At 65.0% G+C, this 20026-nt stretch carries 11 protein-coding genes; 7 read left to right on the top strand and 4 right to left on the bottom strand.

What is annotated here, in order from left to right; translation table 11 throughout:
- Window positions 1–3: 3 nt before the first annotated feature.
- The gene (locus ACIHA7_RS00905) at window positions 4–8469 is read right to left on the bottom strand and encodes an SDR family NAD(P)-dependent oxidoreductase (protein WP_397284197.1); all 8466 of its coding nucleotides are present in this window, start codon (window positions 8467–8469) and stop codon (window positions 4–6) included.
- Between the two features lie 748 nt (window positions 8470–9217).
- Between ACIHA7_RS00905 and ACIHA7_RS00900 the strand changes: the two genes are divergently transcribed.
- The 7 genes from ACIHA7_RS00900 to ACIHA7_RS00870 all read left to right on the top strand — a co-directional run bounded on the left by ACIHA7_RS00900 (window position 9218) and on the right by ACIHA7_RS00870 (window position 15464).
- The gene (locus ACIHA7_RS00900) at window positions 9218–9796 is read left to right on the top strand and encodes a hypothetical protein (RefSeq protein ID WP_397284195.1); all 579 of its coding nucleotides are present in this window, start codon (window positions 9218–9220) and stop codon (window positions 9794–9796) included.
- A gap of 784 nt (window positions 9797–10580) precedes the next feature.
- Window positions 10581–10985 (top strand): hypothetical protein, encoded by a 405-nt coding sequence (locus tag ACIHA7_RS00895; RefSeq protein WP_397284193.1) that lies wholly within the window; start codon window positions 10581–10583, stop codon window positions 10983–10985.
- A gap of 90 nt (window positions 10986–11075) precedes the next feature.
- A complete protein-coding gene (locus ACIHA7_RS00890) occupies window positions 11076–12251 on the top strand; it encodes a hypothetical protein (protein ID WP_397284191.1) in 1176 nt (391 codons plus the stop codon).
- 225 nt (window positions 12252–12476) lie between these two features.
- Window positions 12477–13289, top strand: coding sequence for an SAM-dependent methyltransferase (locus ACIHA7_RS00885; RefSeq protein ID WP_397284189.1), 813 nt, complete (start codon window positions 12477–12479; stop codon window positions 13287–13289).
- Between the two features lie 106 nt (window positions 13290–13395).
- Window positions 13396–13875: a hypothetical protein gene (locus ACIHA7_RS00880; RefSeq protein ID WP_397284187.1), complete on the top strand. Its 480-nt coding sequence runs from the start codon at window positions 13396–13398 to the stop codon at window positions 13873–13875.
- Between the two features lie 15 nt (window positions 13876–13890).
- Window positions 13891–14628, top strand: coding sequence for an ABC transporter ATP-binding protein (locus ACIHA7_RS00875; RefSeq protein WP_397284185.1), 738 nt, complete (start codon window positions 13891–13893; stop codon window positions 14626–14628).
- A complete protein-coding gene (locus tag ACIHA7_RS00870) occupies window positions 14625–15464 on the top strand; it encodes an ABC transporter permease (protein WP_397284183.1) in 840 nt (279 codons plus the stop codon). The genes ACIHA7_RS00875 and ACIHA7_RS00870 overlap by 4 nt, the downstream gene beginning before the upstream one ends.
- A 104-nt stretch (window positions 15465–15568) precedes the next feature.
- On the opposite strand, the gene ACIHA7_RS00865 is transcribed toward ACIHA7_RS00870, so the two are convergent.
- From ACIHA7_RS00865 to ACIHA7_RS00855, 3 genes are all read right to left on the bottom strand, one after another.
- Window positions 15569–16825, bottom strand: coding sequence for a cytochrome P450 (locus ACIHA7_RS00865; RefSeq protein ID WP_397286427.1), 1257 nt, complete (start codon window positions 16823–16825; stop codon window positions 15569–15571).
- 859 nt (window positions 16826–17684) lie between these two features.
- A complete protein-coding gene (locus ACIHA7_RS00860; protein ID WP_397284181.1) occupies window positions 17685–19298 on the bottom strand; it encodes an ABC transporter substrate-binding protein in 1614 nt (537 codons plus the stop codon).
- Window positions 19299–19452: 154 nt separating this feature from the next.
- Entirely contained in the window at window positions 19453–19824 is a 372-nt protein-coding gene (locus ACIHA7_RS00855; RefSeq protein ID WP_397284179.1) for an RDD family protein, read from the bottom strand.
- Window positions 19825–20026: the final 202 nt, after the last annotated feature.

The raw sequence follows: 20026 nt of genomic DNA, 5'->3' as shown, positions 1-20026 counted from the left end.
GCGCTAGTCGGCGCCGACCACGAGACCCGTGAAACTCGGGAAGGCGTCCTCGGCAGAGAGCTCCTCGGCGATCGTTTCCATCACTTGCGGGCTCGCGTTCTGGATGAACAGGTGGCCACCGGGAACGGTCGTGAGCGCGAACGCGCCGATCGTCAGCTGCTCCCAGCCGCGCAGCTGGGCCGGCTCGAACAGCGGGTCTTCGGCACCGCGCAGGACCGTGATCGGAGCACGCAACGTGACACCGTTGTCGAAGCGATAGTTGCCGAGCATCTTGAGGTCCGCCCGTACCGCCGGTATCAGCGGCTTGACCGCCGATTCGTCGTCGAAGTGTTCGGCGAACAGACCGTTGTCTCGCAACACTTCGAGGATCCGGCTATCCGATTCGCGGTCCAAGTCGAAGCCGTCGCGGATGTGTTTCAGGTTCCGCACGTAACCCTCGACCAGCTCGGGCGAGGGCCATCCGCCGATGATGAGTTTCATCGGGACCTCGGCGAACTGCTGCTCGAGATACTTGGTGAGCTCGTAGGCGATCAGTCCGCCCATGCTGTGCCCGTAGATGACGAAGGACCGGTCGAGGTACGGCAGCATGGCGTCGGCCAGCTCCGCGATGAAGGCGGGCATCGAGTCGATCGGAACCTCGTCGATGCGGTTGTCCCGGCCGGGGTACTGGATTGCCACCACGTCGACCGTGTCGGGCAGGCTGTTCGCCCACGAGGTGAAAGCCGAGGCGCTGCCACCGACGAACGGCAGCGTGAATACCCGCAGCGTCGCCGTGTCGGATCGGCCCTTCGTCGCGCGGATCCAGCGCTCCGGGCCTGCGGGCTCGGCCCCGGATGCGGGCAGCGCCACGGACCCGGTGTCGAAGACGTGGGCGAGGACATCGGTGGCGAGCTCGACCAGGGTGGGCCCGCGCATCAGGCCCATGGTCGGGAAGTCGATGTCGAGTTGTTTGGCCAGCACGTTGCGGATCTGGCCTGCCATGAGCGAGTCCATGCCGAGGTCGGTCAGTGAAACGTCATGCGCCAGGCGATCGACCGGCATGTCGAAGATCCGCGAGATCTGCTCGGACAGTGCGGTAATCAGCCGCGATTCACGCGCGTCCGGCGCGAGCTCGACGAGCTCGGCGCGCAGACTCTCGGTACCGAACGTGGTGGCCGAGCCCGACGCGCCGTCGACGGCGAGATGTGCGAGCCGTAGCGAGCTGCGGAACGACGGCATCACCTGACTCATCATCACGAAGTCGACGCCGAATACGCTTGCGCGGCTGACGCCTTGGGCCAGGCACCGCCCGACGAAGCCGCACGCTCGGTCCGGTGAGATCGCCTTCCATCCCATCCGCGCGAGCGTGTCGAGCTTGTTGCGCACAATGAACCCGACCTCGCCGATGGCGCCCCAGTTGATCGTCAGGGCAGGCAGTCCGAGGTCGCGGCGGTGCGCGGCAAGCGCTTCCAGAAACCCGTTCGCCGCCGCGTAGTTGGCTTGACCTGGCGTGCCGATGTACCAGCTCATCGACGAGTACATGACGAAGGTGTCCAGGTCCAGCGCCCGCGTGTGGTTGTGCAAATGCCACGCGCCGTCGATCTTCGGCCGCACGGCGCGAAGAAACTGCTCTTCCGTCATCTGGGTCAGCGCCACGTCGTCGAGCACCATCGCGGCATGGAAGACGCCCCGCAGCGGCGGCAGTTCCGCCAGCCGCTCCAGCAGCCCGACGACCTCGGCCTCGCTCGACACGTCGGCCCGTTCGAGCACCACCTGGGCGCCGGACTCCCGCATCGCCGCGATCACCGACTCGTTCTCGGCGTCGATCTGGGCCCGGCGCCCGACCAGCACCACGGTGCCCGCGCCCTTCTCGACCAGCCATTGGGCGGTCCACAGCCCGAATCCCGTGTATCCGCCCGTGACCAGGTAGGTGCCGTCGGCAACGAACGCCTGGTCCGCACTCGCGGCCGGATAGACGAGCAGCTCCGTCTCCGGCTCGAACTCGACGACGACCTTGCCGATCTGCTTGGCGCCCGCCATGTATCGGAACGCGGAGACCACGTCGTCGGCACCGAAGTCGGTGTGGGGGAGCGCGGGCAGCGTGCCTGCCGCGACACCGTCGAGCACCTTGGTCATGGACTCGCGGCACAGCGCCGGATCTTCCAGCAGCAGTCGGTCGATGTCGATCGCCGCGTAGATGAGGTTGTTGCCGAACGGCTTCAGACCCAGTTTGTAGTTGTCGTAGATGTCCTTCTTGCCGATCTCCACGAATCGCCCTCGGGGGCGGAGCAGCTCGAGGCTCTTCGGAATGGTCTCGCCCTGCAGGGAATTCAACACGAGATCGACGCCGTCGTAGCGCTGTCGAATCGCGTCGGCGAACGCCAGCGAACGGGAGTCGAAAACGTCCTCGACACCCAGCGTTCGCAGGTATTCCCGCTTCTCCTCGCTACCGGCGGTGGCGATCACCGTGGCGCCGAGCAGGTGCGCGATGTGGACTGCGGCGAGCCCGACACCGCCGGCGGCGGCGTGGATGAGAACCCGCTCGCCTCGGCGCAGCCTGCCCACTTCCACCATGCCGTACCAGGCGGTCAGGTACGCCATCGGCAGTGTCGCGGCATCGGCGGCCGAGAGGTCCGCCGGCGCCGGGAAGACCCGCCGGGCATCGGCGACCACCATCGAGCCGAAGCACCCGCGAGCAAAGGCGACAACGCGATCCCCCGGAGCAATGCCCTCGACCTCGGATCCGACCTGCGTGACAACGCCGGCGCATTCGACACCGAGGTTCTTCTCGTAGAAGCCGCCGAAGGTCGCGCCCTCCGACAGCACCCCGAGCGCCAGCATGACGTCCCGGAAGTTCAGGCCGGTGGCGAGCGGCCGAATGGCGACGTCGCCCTGACCGATGACCGGCACGGCCTGCTTTTCGAACCGAAGCTGCTCGACGCCGGGTTCGGCGGGAGCGGCCAGCGCAAAGGGGGTCTCGTCCGATACGCGGGCAAGACTCGCCACCGACGCCTCGAACTCGGCGAGCGAGACGTGCTCGAGGCGGTCGATGAAGCGCTTGTCCGCGCGGAAGGCGACCTCCTCGTCCGCGGCCTGCACATGAAGCAGCTCATCGAAGAGCTGCGACGCGCGCCGCCCGGCGTCCGTCGCCGGGTCGAAGTCGATGATCTTGGCGGGCAGGGTGACCTGCTCGTTCAACAGCACCCGGAGAATGCCCCAGCTCGGCAGCTGTGCGGGCGCGACGCGGTCGGTCTCCTCGATGATCTGGGCCCCCGCTGTCGCCACCCAGAACCGCGGCGCCTTGGTCCATTCCAGCTGCTGCACCGCCTGCGCCAGCGCGATCACGCTGTAAGCGCCGTGCAGTTCCAGCTCGGGCAGCAGCTCGGTGGTGAGATCCGGCCCCGCGAAGTCCAGGTTCCACAGGTGCAGCACGCCGGCCACACCGCCGGTGTGTTCACGCACCTGCTCCAACACCCGCTGCATATCCGCGCTGCTCGTCGGGTGCACCCGGAAACTCCGGGCGTCGACCTGCTCGAAGGCCGCGCCGCGCGTGACGACGACGCTGGCGGCGCCTGCCTCGCCGAGCAGGGTGAGATAGCGGTCGGCAACACCGTCCGCGTCCGCGAGGACGACCCAGGCACCCGGCTCGACGCGCGGTTGGTACGGCTCTAGATCCAGTGCCTGCCCGCGCGCCAGAATCACCGAGTTGCCGGACTGCTCCGCAGTGGCCCGCTCGGAGAAGACCTGGACGTGCTCGAAGCCCGCGGTCGGCAGAAAGTCGCGCCATGCCGCATCGGACAACAGTGGGTAGTCCGGCCGTAGGTCGTGGTCGGCGAACCTCCACCACCCTTCGGTCATACCGAAGGTCAGGTCGACCCAGTGCGGCGAGACCGCTCCCTCGACGATCAGGAGCTGCCCCTGCGACGTCAGCAGACGTTTGACGTTGTCGAGGGTGGCCCGCAGACTCGCGGTGGCGTGCAGGACATTCGACGCTACGACGAGGTCGAAGTAGTGCGGATCGAAGCCCTGCGCCTCGATGTCGGACTCGATGTCGAGGATTCGATAGTCCATGAAATCGCTGTCGGCGAACCGCTGGCGCGCCTTGGCGAGGAACAGCTCGGAGATATCCGAGTACACGTATTCCGCACGCTCGGTAGGCAATTCAGCGAGTACATGGCCGGTGGTGCCGCCCGTGCCCGCACCGATCTCGAGCACGCGCACCGGTCGGTCGCCCGGCAGCGCCCGCAGCAACTCCGCGACGATGCGGCGGACGATGCGATTGGTCTTCTCGAACGAGAACGAGGTCCCGTAGAGATCGGCGACCGACTCGAACTCGTCCTCCGGGAAGATGAGTTCGACCGGGTTGACCTCGTCGCGAAGGACGGCGGCCAGCTTCGTGCCACAGCGCTCCAGCACCGCGAACTCGCTCGTACATTCCGCATGCTCCGCGCGCAGCCGAGCGAGGATCGGTCCGGGATCGACCCTGGCAGGCGTAGTCAGCACCCGCCACGTTCCGCCGTCGTCTTCGATGATCCCCTGCAGCGACAGCAGTTCCAGTACACGACCGAGGTACCGCCGATGTTTCTCGTGCACCCCGAGTTCCCGCGCGACCTCGTCCAGGGTGAAGCGCCGGTCGACCGAGAAGTCCATACCCAGCTGGTAAAAGGCCTCGGTCACATAATCGATACACAGCCGGTCCATATCCACTTCCGTCACCGCGTGGTAGTGGTTGTTGACCGACCAGTCCCGCAGCTCGGCGATCAACGGATCGACGGCTACGTGCAAGTCTTGTTCCGACGGCAGGAAATCGGCAGGGATGCGTGTCTTCGCGTGTACCGGTGCCGGGTGCCAATGGAAGTCGTAGAACGACTGCAGGAGGTCCTCGCCCGCATCGGTGCTCTGGGTGATGGACTTGAGCCGCAGGCCTTCGAACTCGGCCACGATCGTTCCGTCGTCGGCGACGATCCAGAAATCGCCCTCGCGATACATCGGATCCCCGTGCAGGCGTGCGTTTCCGTAGCAGTAGACGGTACCGCTGGGCTTGCGGTAATAGCTGAGCCGTTTGACCTCGACCGGAAGGAAGAGCGTTTTGGCTTCGCTGTCGGGGCGATTACTCAGCAGAACATCGTCGTAGACCATGGCGAGCGAGGTGATGCACGAGTCGAGCAGTCCTGGATGGAACGCATGGCGTGGCGCCTCGTCCGCGGCCGCCGACGGCGTCTCGAGCAGCGCCAGAGATTGGCCGGGGGCGTGGGTGAACTTGATGGCCGCCTTGAATGTCGCGCCCAAGGACAGGCCATTACGTTGCAGGTCGGCGTAGAAACCCGCGGGATCGACCTCGGCGGTGCACTCGGCCTGGAGTTCCGCGAGCGGTTTGGGGAGCGCGGCGGCGGGAGCATCGCGGCGCAGGGTGCCCAGCGAATGCAAACTCCAGTCCTTGTCGCCGTCCTGACGGCTGTACACGGAAAACTGCAGCGCCGCGGTCAGCACCACCTGGACCGATGGGGCCGGGCGGTTGTCGAAAACGAAGAGGGCGCGCCGGAACTCGACATTCTCGAGCGAGTACGAGCCCGCACCGAACGCATCTTCCGCGCAGCCGATCACCATGTCCAGGTGTCCCGCCGCGGGAAAGACGATGGGTCCTTGGACCCGGTGATCGTCGAGCCACGGGAATCGGACCGGGTCGAGCTTCAGTTCCCATACGTGTTTGCCCGGCTCGTCGGCGACTGCGACGCGGCTGCCCTCCCCGACGAGCGGATGCCCCAGCGACGGGAATCGATTGCTGCGTGAACTCGCCTCTTCCAGCCAATAGCTTTCGCGCTGCCACGGGTAGAAGGGCACCGGCACACGTTCGGCGATACCGTCGAACAGGGTGTCCCAGTCCGGGTCGAAACCCGCCACATACAGCGAGGCAAGCGAGTTCAACAGGGTGACGTAATCGCTGTGCTTGCGATTCAGTGACCCGACGACAGTTCCCTTGACTTGCCGCTTGTCGAGCAGCTCGGCAATGGCGGTCGCGTGAATGGGGTGCGGGCCCAATTCGACGAACGTCAGGTGCTCGTCTTCGATCATGCGATCGATGGTCGGCGCGAATTGCACAGGCTCGCGCACGTTGTGCCACCAGTACTCGGCATCGAGCGCGCCGGTGGGGGCGATGGCTCCGGTGACCGTCGAGTACATCGGGATCGTCGCCGGACCGGACGCCAGCCCGGCGAGCGAGGCGATCAGCTCGTCCCGCAGCGGATCCATGTGGTGGCTGTGGAACGCCACACTGACCTGGAGCATGCGGCAGAAGATCTTGTCGTTGTTGAGCTCACGCTCGATTTCCTCGAGCGCGTCGGGGTCGCCGGCGAGGGCGGTCGACTCCGGGCCGTTGATCGCCGCGACGGACACCCGCCCGCGATACGCGGCGATTCGGTCCTCCGCCGCGTCTCGTGGCAGACCCACCGCGAGCATCTTCCCTTTCCCGGATGCTTTCTGCTGCACCCGGCTCCGATGGAAGATGACCCGTACCGCGTCCTCGAACGACAGCGCCCCCGACACGCAGGCGGCGGCGACTTCGCCGATGCTGTGGCCGACGACGGCCGCGGGGACGATACCCCAGCTCTGCCACAACGCCGCCAAGCCGAGCTGCAAGGCGAACACCGCGGGCTGGGCGATGAAGGTCTCGCCGATGCGGCTGTCGGCCTCATCGCGCCGCAGTTCCTCGGTCACGGTCCAGTCGGCGTACTTGCCGAGCTCGGCATCGACCCGCTCGATCGTCTGCCGGAACACCGGACTCTGCTCGAGCAACTCACGCGCCATACCCCACCACTGCGGGCCTTGACCTGAGAACACGAAGGCCACACTCGAAGCGCCGTGCTTGACACCGCTGCGAACCGACTCGGGCGACGAGCCCGCCGCGACGTCGTGCAGGGCGGTGCGTAGCTCGTCCACGGATGAGCACACCATGGCAAGGCGATGGTCATAATGCGAACGCGTCTGCGCCTGCGTGGCCGCGATGCCGGGCAGCGCCGCAGCCGTCGCGGGGTCGTCGAGGAAGTCCGCGTAACTGTCGGCGTACGCGCGCAGCGCGTCCTTCGACTTGGCGCTGAGACTGAACAGCACCGGCTCGTGCGCCGCCCGCTCGGTTACCTTGTCCGGCTTCGGCGCCTGATCCGGCGGACCCTCGAGGATCACATGGGCGTTGGATCCGCCGAACCCGAACGAATTCACACCCGCCAGGCGTGGCCTACCCGCAGGCCATGCCTGGCGGGCGGTAGCAAGCTGCAGGCCCAACTCGTCGAACGGGATAGCCGGGTTCGGCTCCGCCGCATGAATGTTCGCGGGGATCTCACCTTTGCTGACAACCAGGCACGCCTTGATCATTCCGGCGATTCCGGCCGCAGGCTCGAGGTGCCCCAAATTCGACTTCACCGCGCCGACGATGCACGGCCCGTTCCCGTTACGCCCGGCCGACAGCGCCTTGCCGAGTGCGCGCGCCTCGATCGGGTCACCGACCGGCGTTCCCGTTCCGTGCGCCTCGACATAACCGATGTCGGATGGAGCGATACCCGCGTCACGACAGGCATCCGCAATCATCTGCGTCTGCGATTCCTCGCCGGGCACGGTCATGCCATTCGTGCGACCATCCGAATTGGTCGCGCTACCGCGGATCACCGCGTAGATATGATCGTCGTCGGCAATGGCCGCCGACAGCGGCTTGAGGATTACCGTGCCGGACCCCTCGCTGCGCACATAACCATCAGCCGACCGACTGAACGATTTGGACCGGCCGTCGGGCGAGAGAAATGTCCCCTGACTGAACGCGATGGTGGTCTCGGGCAAGATGTTCGCGCCGACGCCACCGACGATCGCCATCGTCGCCTCGCCCGAGCGGATACTCCGGCACGCAAGGTGGACGGCGACCAACGAGGACGAGCAGGCCGTGTCCACGATCATGCTCGGACCGCGCAGGTCGAGCAGATACGAAACGCGGTTGGCCACAATACAGTTGGTGATACCGGCCATGGTGTGGCCGCCGAGCAGGTAACGATTCTCGGGATTCAGCTGAATGATCCCGTAATCATGGCCGGAGACGCCCGCGTAGACGGCGGTCCTACTGCCGGCGAGGCGTTCGGGAACGATACCGGCATCCTGCAGCGCTTCCCAGGTCGTCTCCAGAAACAGCCGCTGCTGCGGGTCGATCCGCTGCGCTTCGAGTGGGGTGATCCCGAAGAAGTGCGCGTCGAACGCCGTGATGTCGTCGAGGTATCCGCCCGCCCGGGTCCGAAGATGCCCCGGACGGGCCGCATCGCGGTCGTAGAAGGCGGCCTTCGTCCACCGGTCCGGCGGGACATCGCGAATGGCATCCCGCTCTTCGAGCAGGAGTTGCCAGAAGTCGTCGGCACTGGCGATTTGTCCTGGGAACCGGCAACCGATTCCTACGACGGCAATGCCCTCGTGTGCGGTCGATACGTCCTCGATCGTGGAACTCTGCATAGAACTCATCGCGTTACCTTCGTTCGTAATCCAAACTCAATGCGCCAAGAGATATGGCCGATTTGCCGCCATCGACGGACGAAGCCGCCCCCAACGCGTCGTAGAAATCGGTGCCCCTCGAGAAACGTCCAGTCGGCTCGGGAGGAGAAATTTCTGACGATTGCTCGAAATACCGGACACGGCAGGCTCATACGAGCAGCGAGCCGCGATTACGAGTTCATCGACAGAATGGGGTAAAGGGTTCAGATAGTCGTGTCCACGATCGTGCGATCGTCGATTCGCGCTGTTCGGGCGCCGAGGCCACGGCGAGGCAAGGGCAACGGGCCGATTGGGCTGATCGGCGCAGGCAAACGTAGTTGCACCGGGAGTCTGCTCAATCGTGCCGAACGTCCACATAGCCGATGTCCACCTCACGTCTGGTGCCAAGACTCGCGCTCGTAGACGAACGTAACCACCAGCGGTGTCCATGTCAACGCATCCATGTGCATTGATGTGCATGATGCTCGGCTTCCTGCGTCGTATCCTCGTCGGTCTATGCCAAGAAACTGCTATTTACTAGGTAATATCGCGCGCAGTCGCTGGGTGACGGAACGCCCTCCGGGTCGAAATCAGACAGCTCGACATCGGCCGATTTGCACGCCCAGCGCGCAGTCGCGGCCCAAATCAGCCGAGGATGAGCCATTCGCGTGTGCACGATGACACGGTGTGCATGTGCACGATGGGTAGCTCTGCACGGCCCAGTGGTAGGGTGTTCGCCATGGGCGCCGAAGAGACCGCGATGCGTCATAGTGTCGAGTCGGAAGGGCAACGGTTCGGTCGGCAGTTGAAGGCGTTCCGGCAGCGCAATCTTCCCGATGAGCTGATAACCCACCAGCGCATCCACGACCTGGGTGGCCCCACCCGAAATGTCCAGTCTCGGATCGAGAGCGGGCAAGTCGACACCATCAGCTCCACCACGGCGGCCAAATACGACCGAGCGCTCGAGGCGCTGGGATTGCCCCCCGGAAGTGCGACTGCAGCTCTGTACCACGCTGCCCCCCTCGGATCGCCCTCCCGTGAACAACCCGCCCCCGCCGCAGCCGACGACGATGTCGAGAGCGGTGTGAGCGCGCTGCAGAATCTGGCTCGCAAGCACAGGCCTGTCGTGGATCTCGTGACCGAATTCGATCGGCTCGGCATCGAATTGAAAAAAGCCCGCAGCCACACCGAGGGTTATCAACTGGTCTTCCCCAAGGCGGCGATCGAACAGCTGCTCCAGGCCCTGCAACATGTCGCTAAACCCGCACACGAATCGGACCCAGAAGATACCCGCCCACCCGATGAGCGCATCGAATGACGACCGCTGGTCCGGGCCTCGAGGCCGCCGACGCCGACCCACCGGCACCGGTTCGACATTGTCGGGCTACTACCCCCGTCGATGGGCGTATCCGACTCGCTGATCGCTGCTGACCGACCGATCTTCGTCCTGAGCTGGAGACGACCTCGGCGGCGACCGTGCGAGTCCTCGACCACAGTCCTTCCATGTCCGGCATTGCCTCCTGCGGTGGATTCGCGCGACCAGATGTTCGGCGTTGCTGCGGTAGGTCCTTCGCGACCGCGGTCGGATTCGTCCGGCGCATCGCTTGCGCGGCGATCGACGCTTACGCGGGCCGCGAACGGTCCGCCGCGTGCCAGCGGTGTCGTGCGGATCGCGCCGCCCGCTGTTCAGCACGGTGCTGAACAGCGGGTTCGCAATTCCCCCTTCGATTCCCCCCAGCTCGGCGATCCCGCTGCTTTCTTTCCCCCGGTTCCCCGCCGTCGACTCAGAAATGGCTGGACTCCAATCCGCAGTGGCGGAGAAGGTGTGCAGCGACGGCCCGCGGTGCGGTGAATAGAGCGTACGGTCGACGCGGCCTGAGCTCGCTGCTACGCCCTTTCGGCGCAGATCCAGCGAGACCGCAACGCCTACTACGCAATTCTGGAGCGCACCCGGAAGGGCATCGTTCGTGGTGTCAGTGGGGGTGTCAGGTGTGTGTCAGGGCGGTGTCAGTTGGGGCGGCGACAGTGTGTACATCGAACACAGCGACCGGGAACGACAAGGTTTCGGTCTCTGCCACAACCGATTTCGAGGAGTACACGATATGTCGAACATCATCACCCTGACTGATCAGGACAAGGCCACTGTGCGGACCGCTGCGTATGGGGCGGTGGCGTTGATCGCGGCTTCCGGTGCGCCGCACAGGGGGATTGCGCAGGGCTCGATCGCGCTGACTTCGGCGACGGGGCTGGTCGGGCATGTGCTTTCGGCCAAGTCCAAGGACATTCACCTGCCGGGTAAGTCGGTCGCTGAGCTGGCTGATCAGGTGTTGCCCGCGTTGACCGCGGCGATGAGTTTGCTCGGTGAGCAGTATCCGGATGAGGCGGACAACTTCCGCGACACCGTGCTGCTCGCGGTCGAAGCTGCTGTCGGATCCGGCAAAAGCGAACCCAGCCCAATTGTGGCTGCGATGGCTCGCAAAATCACTGCGGCTCTGGACGCCGCATGACCGGCGCAGCGCTGGCCGCGTGGTCCTGTTGCGGACCTCGCGGCACGACCATCGAGCCTTTGCCCGTGGTTGCTTCACGGTGAGCCGAATGTGCTGCTGCGCTGTTGCGGCGATCGCCGCAACAGCGGGCAAGCCCACCTCTGGGGGCGGCCGATATGCGACACTGACGCGGTGCAGCCCAAGCGCAGGATTCACTTCGTCGGCAGCTTGCCGGCGCAGTTGGACAGTCCACAGAAGGCAATGGCGTTCGCCGTCGACACTGCCGGTGAATTCCTGGACGGCATGGTTCCGGGTGGTGAGGCGGATCCCTATCGGGCCCAGTGGTACGTCAGACCCATCATCGACCGGCTCAATGATGTCCCGGCGTTGGAGCCCGCGCGTCGCGGTGATTGGTCGACGCTGCGTTCTCGCGACACCTTTCGGCTTCGGGCGGGCCGGTCGCTGGGCGAAGGCGATATCGACGCCGCGCTCGGCTATGCGCAGGAGGCCGCGCGTGCCATGGACGCGTTGGAAGAGCTGCGCCGAACCGATCCGGAGCTTCGGCTGCAGGTAGGTATACCGACGCCGATCGTTATCGGTTTCATCGCTTTCGAGGCGCGGATGCTCATGTTGCGTCGGCGCTCGGTCGGCCGTGGAGACCGAGCCTTCCCCTATTACCGCCCGATTGTCGACGCCACTGCCAGGGAGATCGTCCGTATCCATGAGGCGTGGGGCGACAAGGTCGTCTTCCAGCTGGAATTGGCAGCGGAGACGCTGCTCTGCGCAGGCCTGCCCGCGGGGCTGCGGCAGGGCCCGGCCACCGTGGCGGGGCGAGCGATCGCACGCCTCGTCGCGCAGACACCCCATGATGCGCGTTTCGGTGTGCACTTGTGCTTCGGGAGCCTCGATGACAAGCCGGCGATAACGCCCAGATCGACGGCCGCAGTCGTCGCGCTGGCCAACGCGATAGCGCGATACTGGCCTGCGGGAAGGCATCTCGATTTCATCCACTTTCCCATCGGCGACGGGAAACAGGCGCCGGTTCGGCCGCAGTACTACGCGCCGCTGGCACGCCTGGAATTGCCTGCCGCTACGCGTGTTGTCGCCGGGCTTGTGCATCCGGCGCAGCCCCTGGCGCAGGCACAACAGGGGTTGGCGGCGGCGGAGGCGGCCTACGGTGACATGGTCGACGTCGCGTCCCCCTGCGGCCTCGGCCGCTATACGACGGTCGAGCGTGCGCGGTCTGCGGTAGCGCACGCAGTCGCCTTGGCTGAAACAAAGTCGTGAAACCGCCGCGCACCAGTCTGATCATCGACCGCTGTTGGTGATCAGTGCTGGACCGGTCGTGAAACGTTGGATTATGTTGTGCCGGAATAGTGTTCGCCGTTGGTCCAAACCGGGGGGCCGGTTCGGACGCCCGGTTCGGGGTCTCGTTCGGGAATGCACCACATCCGCGCGGCAGATCTCTCGATGGGCACTCGTCCGAGGTGGCGATCGGCTACCGTGGCACCTGTGGTCGAAGAAACTGATGGGCCTGCGTTGGAACCCGGTCGAACGCCGCAACCGTTCGACCCCAATGAGCTGAACTCGGCCCGAGTGTATGACTACCTCCTGGGCGGAAAGGACAGCCGCGAGGTCGACCGCGACATGGGCGACGAAATGCTGTCTCGCGCACCGGAAATCAAGACGTTGGCGTGGTTCACCCGGAGCTTCATGCTCAAAGCGGTTGAGATGGCCGCGGAAGCCGGGATCCATCAGTTCATCGATCTCGGCTCGGGTATCCCGAGCTCGCCCAACGTGCACGAGGTCGCTCGGGGGATCGACCCGTCGGCGCGGGTGGTGTATGTCGACTACGACCCGGTCGTGCACGCCCACTGCGATGCGCTGCTGGCCAAGCCGCGCGGTGTCTCCGCACTGCTTGGCGACGTTCGTCGTCCCCAAGAGGTTCTCGATCAGCTGAAGAACCACACCCAGATCGATTTCAGCGAGCCGGTGGCCATCACGCTCATCAGCGTGCTGCATTACGTGATGGACGAGGAGGGGCCCGCCGACATCGTCGCCGCCTTCCGCGATCAGTTGGCACCGGGCAGTTACCTGGCGATCAGTCACGGCTCGCTCGATTCGTCTCCGGAGATACTCGAGGTGCTCGCCGGCACCAAGGGCAGTTCAGCCCAGGTCACCTTCCGGTCTACCGCGCAGACGGAAGCATTCCTCGACGGCTTCGAGTTGCTCGAACCCGGTGTCGTGCCGGTACAGCAGTGGCTCCGCCCCGACCTGCCGGAAACGCGGATGGTCATGCTCGGCGCTATCGGCCGCAAACCCTGAGAATCCGACACCGAACAGGAGTAATCTCTAACACGCCAATTTGTTGGCCGCCTGCACATTCGAGCGTGCGTCAGGTGCTATCCCAGTCGATCTAGAGGATGAAACGATGAAGACCCTCAAAACTGTCGCTGGTGTCGTGTCGACGATCGCAACAGTCGTGGTCACGACCGGCGCCTCTCTTGCCATTGCCCCCGCCGCCACCGCCGCTCCCGGCGAGTTCCTCATCACCAAAGACGTCCCCACCTTGGAGGATCTGGACGCTCAAGTCGCGTTTCTGATCGAACAACCCGCCTCCGACGAGGCCAAAGCCGCCAATATGGAAGGTGGCATGCGGGCGGTCGTCGTTGCGCGCACCCTGTACAACATCGGTTGGTACCGAGCCCCGCGCGGGTCGAACGAGATCCACGGTCCCGAAACCCACGAAGGCGACGTGCACACGGCAATGCTGCGCAGCAAGTCGGCGGGGCAGCCGGATCTGGTCGCGCGCGTGGTCTGGAAGCGTATCGATGGAGTCTGGAAGCTGTCCAACAGCTCCGTGTGTGAGGGTGTCAAAGCCGTGGGGCTGACGACGGGCTGCAACTTCTGAGCGGCACGGAGCGCCGTGATCGACATCCGTGACCTCACCCTGAGCTACCCAGGCGTCACCGTTCTCGAAGTTCCCGAACTGACCGTGGCAGACGGGGCACTCACGTACCTGATCGGTCTCAACGGCACCGGCAAAACCACGCTGCTGCGGTGCATCTGCGGCGTCATCGCGCCTGCCAGCGGCACCGTCCGGGTGGACGGCACCCTCATCCGGGCCCATCACACCACACCGACCACCCTCGGAATGCACCTCAACTACCGAGCGTTCGACCCCCGCCATACCGCACGTCGGCACCTACGCTGGATTGCCCGCGCCCGTGGACTGTCCACGGGCCGGGTCGGCGACGTCCTCGAGATGGTCGACCTCGTCCGGGTCGCCGATCGCCGGCTCGGGCACTACTCGCTCGGCATGCTCCAACGGGTCGGCATCGCCGCCGCACTGCTGTCGGAGCCGCGAACCCTGTTGCTCGACGAACCGCTCAACGGCCTCGACATCGCGGGCATCCGCTGGATACGCGGACTGCTGCGCGAGCTCGCCGATGCCGGGACCTGTGTCCTGGTCGCCACGCACCTGCTCGATGAGGTCGAACGCAACGCCGACCACATCGTCATCATCGGCGAGGGCCGCGTGCTGGCCGACCAGCCGTTCGCTCACCTCATGAGCACCCTGGAGCCTGGCGAGACCAGCCTCGAGGACGCCTATCTGCGAATCGCCGGCCTGCCTACCGACATCGCGTTGGGCGTGGCCCCATGAACCGCCCCGGTCCGGCCACCGTGATCGGCCGCGGCATCGCCGCCGAATGGACCCGAACCACCGGACGCAGCTTCCTGTGGATCGTCGCTGTTCCACTCACCTTCGTGCTGCCGCTGGTCGTCACCTTCGCCATCGCCGCCGTCGCGGAGCGACTCGCCGTCCTCCCCGGGCAGAGTTACGTAGCCACGGTCTCCACCACCAACTCCGTGTACTGGGTGATCACCCTGTCCGTGTCGGTCATGATGGTGGCCACCGCCTATGCCCACGCCACCCAATGGCGCGGCCAGACAAGCGATCTCAATGCTTTCCTGTTTCCAAGGTCCTGGACGGTCGCGCTGGCCCGGTGGATCTACTACGGCGCCATCACGGCGATCTCGACCGTGATTCTGCTCGTCGTCGTCATGGTCACGCTGCCGCATCTGTTCCCGCAGATCTATGGAAATGTCGACATCACCGACTCCGCCGGTATCCGGTTCCTCTGGACCGTCCCGAGCTACGCGTTCGCCGCATGCGGCGTGGGTGTCGCGGTCGGATCACTGATTCGCACGCCCTCCGCTGCCATCGCAGTCCTGCTGTTCTGGGTCTATGTGGTCGAGATCTCCATCAATCTGCTACCCCACGGGCACACCCTGCAGGCCTACGCCCCGTTCCTCAACGCCGTCGCCGCGACCGGTCAGGAGGTCGCCTTCCTCCCGCGCTTCGGCCGCAATGGATCGCTGCTCTACTTCATCCTCGTCGCCGTCGCGCTCTTCGTCATCACCGCTGTCCTGCCCATCCTCACTCGCCGGATGTCCGGGCGTCGCAGAACAAAGCTCAGCGAATCGGGCACAGCCTGAGCCGAGGCCGACGAACCCCCGGTGGTTCTCTTCGCGCGCAGCGCGGCTACCACCGGGGCTTCGAAGTCGGGATCCGCTCGGGGCGGCACTGTTCGGCTTTGTGACTACCCGGCAACCGGATGCACCTGGAGCGGAAGCCTTTTCATCCCGGGGATGGGACCGAGGGCTCGCGGGATCTTCTTGTTCGCGACCGGCTGGAACTCCCACTTCGACAGCAGACTGTAGAGCGTCGTCTGCATCATCACCCACGCGAGATTGTTGCCGATGCACATCTGGTTGCCCATGCTGAACGGGACGAAGCTCCTGGTTTTCGACCCGGAGTTCGGCGGCGACCACCGATCGGGGTCGAAGGTGTCCGGCTCGGCAAAGATGTTCGGGTTGCGGTGAATAGCGGCGATGCTGTAGCCGATATCGGTACCGGCGGGGAAGGTGAAACCGTCGAGCTCGACGGTGGTGACGCTGCGTCTGGTCTGCAGTAGCGGCGAGTGGGTCCGCGTGACCTCGTTCAGGAACCGGTTCAGATAGTCGAGCTGGTCGAGGCTTTCCGGGCTGAGTTCTCCTGCGTCCGCGATCTCCTGCCGCAGCCTCGAAGCCACCTCCGGACGATGCGCCAACTCGTACATAGCCCAGGTCAGCGTGGCGGTCGAGGCGTCTATCCCGCCGAACAGCACGGTGACGGCCTGCTCTGCCAGGAACTTGTCACTACGGTCTTCGTCGTCCGGCGGATTCAGCAGGATGTCGATCAGGTCGTTCCGGCGTTCGCCGCTGATCCGGCGCGCGACGAGCAGTTCCCGGCAGTAGTTCAGCAACCGCGCGCCACCCGAGAGGAATTTGCGGTTCACCGGCAGCGGCAGGCTCGCCACCTTCTTGGGCAGCACACTACCCACGATGGCGCCCGCGCCTATGTCCTCGATCAGACTCGAGATGAGTGCTATCTCCGCGGCTTCGGGTTCGTGCGAGAACAGGGACCCGAGGAGGTCGGCGATCACCACCTCCAACAGTGCGGAACGGGCCTCGATGATCTGGCCCGGTCGCCACGTACTCGCCAACGCATCCGCGTTACGCCGCATGCTGGGTGCGTAGCTTTCCAGCGCTGTCCGATGGAACGCTGGTTGCAGTAGCCGACGAAGATCCCGGTGTTGCTGACCGTCCGCGACGATCAGCGAATCCCCGAATATGAGACGGATGCGTTCGAAGAGGAGTCCGCGCTCGTAGGCATCGGAGTTCTCTACCAACATCTTGTGGAGTATTTCGAAGTCGGTTATGACGTAAACAACGACACTGCCGATATCGACACGCACGATTTTTCCGACGCCGGCCAGATCCACCATGAACTTGACTGGATCGCGCCACAGTTTCACACCGTGCCCGAGGACCGGCACATGTCCGGGCGCGCGCGGGACGTCACGAAGATCCACTACATGGTGCCTTTCTCGGCAGGTTCGAGGCCGGAGACTTCGAGTGATCGGATCACAACTCACACCGCAGCGTCCCCGCCGCTGCCCTGATGCCGTCGGCGCGGGCGCCGAACAACCGGCCCACGCCGGCGGTTGGGTCGGCTCGTGCCGAAAGAGCCGGTACTTCTGCTCGTTGTCTCGCGACGACTGTCGCCTGCACCGTCACGTCACCTCGGTCCCGGACTGATCCGATCGTCCGCACAGGGACTCCTTCACGAATAGATGACAACCGAGCTGGATCACTGAGGCCTGTTGCCCGTCAACACGTTACATTAGCTGGAACCTCGAACCGGTCCCGACTTTTCTGCCGAAACGCCAACGACTCGAGCCCCATTCACAGTAGAGGCCGCATCGACCTGGTGGGTGTCGATTGCGGTCGTGTAGTGGTGTGGATTCTGCGAATGGCATCAGGCCAGTTGTCCAGCTTCGCCGCACCGGTCTTCCATCGGTCGGGTGCGGCGTTTCACTGGGTAGCGGCGGGGGCCGACTGCGTGCCGGTTGTGAATACCGGCTCGTTCAGTGGTGTTTCACTTCTCGAGTTGTCCAGATAGTTGCCCGTTCCGGTGAGCCTGCCGAGACACCCTGCGCTGCAACATCAGTCGATAGTCGAACGCGTCCTATTACGTCTCGGGCGGTCTGTGGCCCGTGGGGTGGCCTGTTGGAACGTGGGTCTGGCCCTACTCGCGTTTCCCCGCCGCAGCTGGCCGCTCCGTACAGTCCGGCGGAGCGGCCAGCGGGGGATGACGCAGGCTTCGTTTGCCGATTACTTTTCGACGCTCTCGTAAGCGAAGAGACCATTCCAGGTCAGCTTCGCCTGGCGCACCTTGTCCGAATGTCCGGCGTTGTTGTTGTCGTTGAACACCGGCACGTCAGGCATGTCCTGGAACAGGATGGCCTGTGCCTTCGCGATGTGTGCGTAGGACTCCTCGGGGGTGGGTGCGGCCAGCGCGGCGGTGATGAGCTTGTCGAATTCGGGGTTGACGTAGCCGATGTCGTTGCTGGCCGAATCCGAGACATACTGCGGGATAAGGAAGTTCAGCATCGTCGGGTAGTCGCCCTGCCAGGCGTTACGGAACGCGGTGCGGATGGACTTGCTGGTGATCGCGTCCCGCAACGGCTTGAACGTCGGATACGGTGCGCCGATCGCCTCGATGCCCAGGGTGTTCTTGACGCTGTTGGCGACCGCCTCGATCCAGGCCTGGTGGCCGCCGTCGGAGTTGTAGGCGATCTCGAGCCGACCCGTCCATGGCGCGATGGCGTTGGCCTGCTCCCATAGTTTCTTGGCCTCGTCCGGGTTGTACGCCAACAGCTCCACGCCCGGGAGGTTGTCGTTGTAACCGGGCAGACTGGCGGAGGTGAAGTCGCGCGCCGGGACCTTGGTGCCGTGCCAGATGGCCTCGGAGATCTGCGGCCGGTTGATGGCCAGCGAGATCGCCTTACGGCGCAGCGCACCCTCCGCGCCCGCGAAATGTGGCACGGTGGGCTGGAATCCGATGTGCTCGTAGCGCGCCGTCTTCTTCTGGATGGCGCGGTCACCGAGATCGTTCTTGAAGCTGGTCAGCGCATTGTCGGGGATGGTGTCGAGCAGGTCGAGGTTGCCGGCCAGCAGATCGGCGTAGGCGGTGTCGAAGGACTGGTACATCACGAACCGCAGCCCTTTGTTCTTTGCCGGACGTTTGCCGCGGTAGTCCGGGTTCGGCACCAGGTCGATCTGTACGTTGTGCTGCCAGGCATCCGGGCCGGCGAACTTGTACGGGCCGTTGCCGATCGGACGCTCGCCGAACGCCTTCATGTCCTGGTATGCCACCGCGGGCAGCGGACGGAACGGCGTGAACCCCAACGAGAGTTCGAAATCGATCGACGGGCGGGTGAGATCGACCGTGAACGTGCGGTCGTCGATCACCTTCAGCCCCGACATCGTCTGTGCCTTGGGCGGGGCCGCCGAAACCTCGTCGTAGCCGACGATGGAGGCGAATATCCAGTTCTGCAATTGCGCATTGGTGCTCAGCGCACCGTAGTTCCACGCGTCGACGAACGACTTCGCCGTCACGGGGGAGCCGTCGGTGAACGTCCAGTCCGGCGCGACGGTGATCCGATAGTGCTGGCGATCGCTCGACTCGATCGACTGCGCCACCTCGTTGTGCGCCACGCCGTCGGTGTCGTAGTACTTCAGCCCGGCGAACAAGCGGTCGACCACGCGACCGCCCTGATTCTCGTTGGTATTCGTCGGTACGAGAGGATGTTGCGGTTCTCCGCCGTTGACGGTGACCACGCCCTCCGCCGCGTCACCCCCGTCGGAGGAACAGGCCGTCAGGCCCAGACCGGTCGCCAGCACGACGGCCGCCAGTAACGCTGTCCATCTGGTGGATCTCAACACACTCTCCGTCCTCGAGCGGCCGAATCGAACGCGGCCCCCGTAATAAACTCGGACAGTAGCTATTTCGTGCGTCGTTGTCCTCGAAATCCGCGCCCTCGGCTGGAGTGAAGGTTTAGTTCAGGTCAGCGCGCGGCTGTGATCGCCCGGGCCGCCATCATTGCGGCACCGCAACCCTCTCGTCACGTCTGCGCACGGTGCGCAGCCCGCATGCCTGCCCCACGCTCGCGCCTTCGAGAGCGAACTGAAAGACGATGACCACGAAGCCGAACAGCCAACGCCCCAGCGTCTGCCAGAAGCGCGGGCGGCGGCCGTCCTTCCAGCGCAGCACCCGCAGGCCGAACAGCAACTTGGCGACACTGCCGCGAAACAACAGCGTGCCGAACACGTGGTTGACGAATGACGCGGCGAGCACACACGGGATGAACGTCGCCAGAAACGCGGCAACACCGTCGGTAGCGTGAAAAACCCGCTGCGACAAAGCAAGACCGACGAGCAGGACCACCAGCCCGTCGGTCAGCGCCGCCACTGCCAGACGATTATCACTCGCCTGTTCCGGCAGCCACCCGTGTGGTTCGGTACGTGTGGGGGACACTGCGGGATCGGTATACCGTGCGCTCATTCGACACATTGTGCGGTGTCCGGTGGCCTGTTCCCAGCAGTGAAAACCAGCGGCTGGACAGATGATCGCCGGTGTTAGAGGTGGTTGCCGCCGGATGGTGGCGGCGCGG

Origin of the sequence: Nocardia sp. NPDC052316, assembly GCF_044547795.1 — a bacterium.
Lineage (GTDB): Bacteria > Actinomycetota > Actinomycetes > Mycobacteriales > Mycobacteriaceae > Nocardia.
Note: the sequence above shows the minus strand (reverse complement) of the source record. Positions and strands in the feature narration are given on the sequence as shown.

Excerpts from the sequence above, each read along its gene's own strand:
- ACIHA7_RS00870 (WP_397284183.1), top strand. The coding sequence starts at position 14,625 with ATGAACCGCCCCGGTCCGGCCACCGTGATCGGCCGCGGCATCGCCGCC.
- ACIHA7_RS00895 (WP_397284193.1), top strand. The coding sequence starts at position 10,581 with ATGTCGAACATCATCACCCTGACTGATCAGGACAAGGCCACTGTGCGG.
- ACIHA7_RS00905 (WP_397284197.1), bottom strand. The coding sequence starts at position 8,469 with ATGAGTTCTATGCAGAGTTCCACGATCGAGGACGTATCGACCGCACAC.
- ACIHA7_RS00880 (WP_397284187.1), top strand. The coding sequence starts at position 13,396 with ATGAAGACCCTCAAAACTGTCGCTGGTGTCGTGTCGACGATCGCAACA.
- ACIHA7_RS00900 (WP_397284195.1), top strand. The coding sequence starts at position 9,218 with ATGGGCGCCGAAGAGACCGCGATGCGTCATAGTGTCGAGTCGGAAGGG.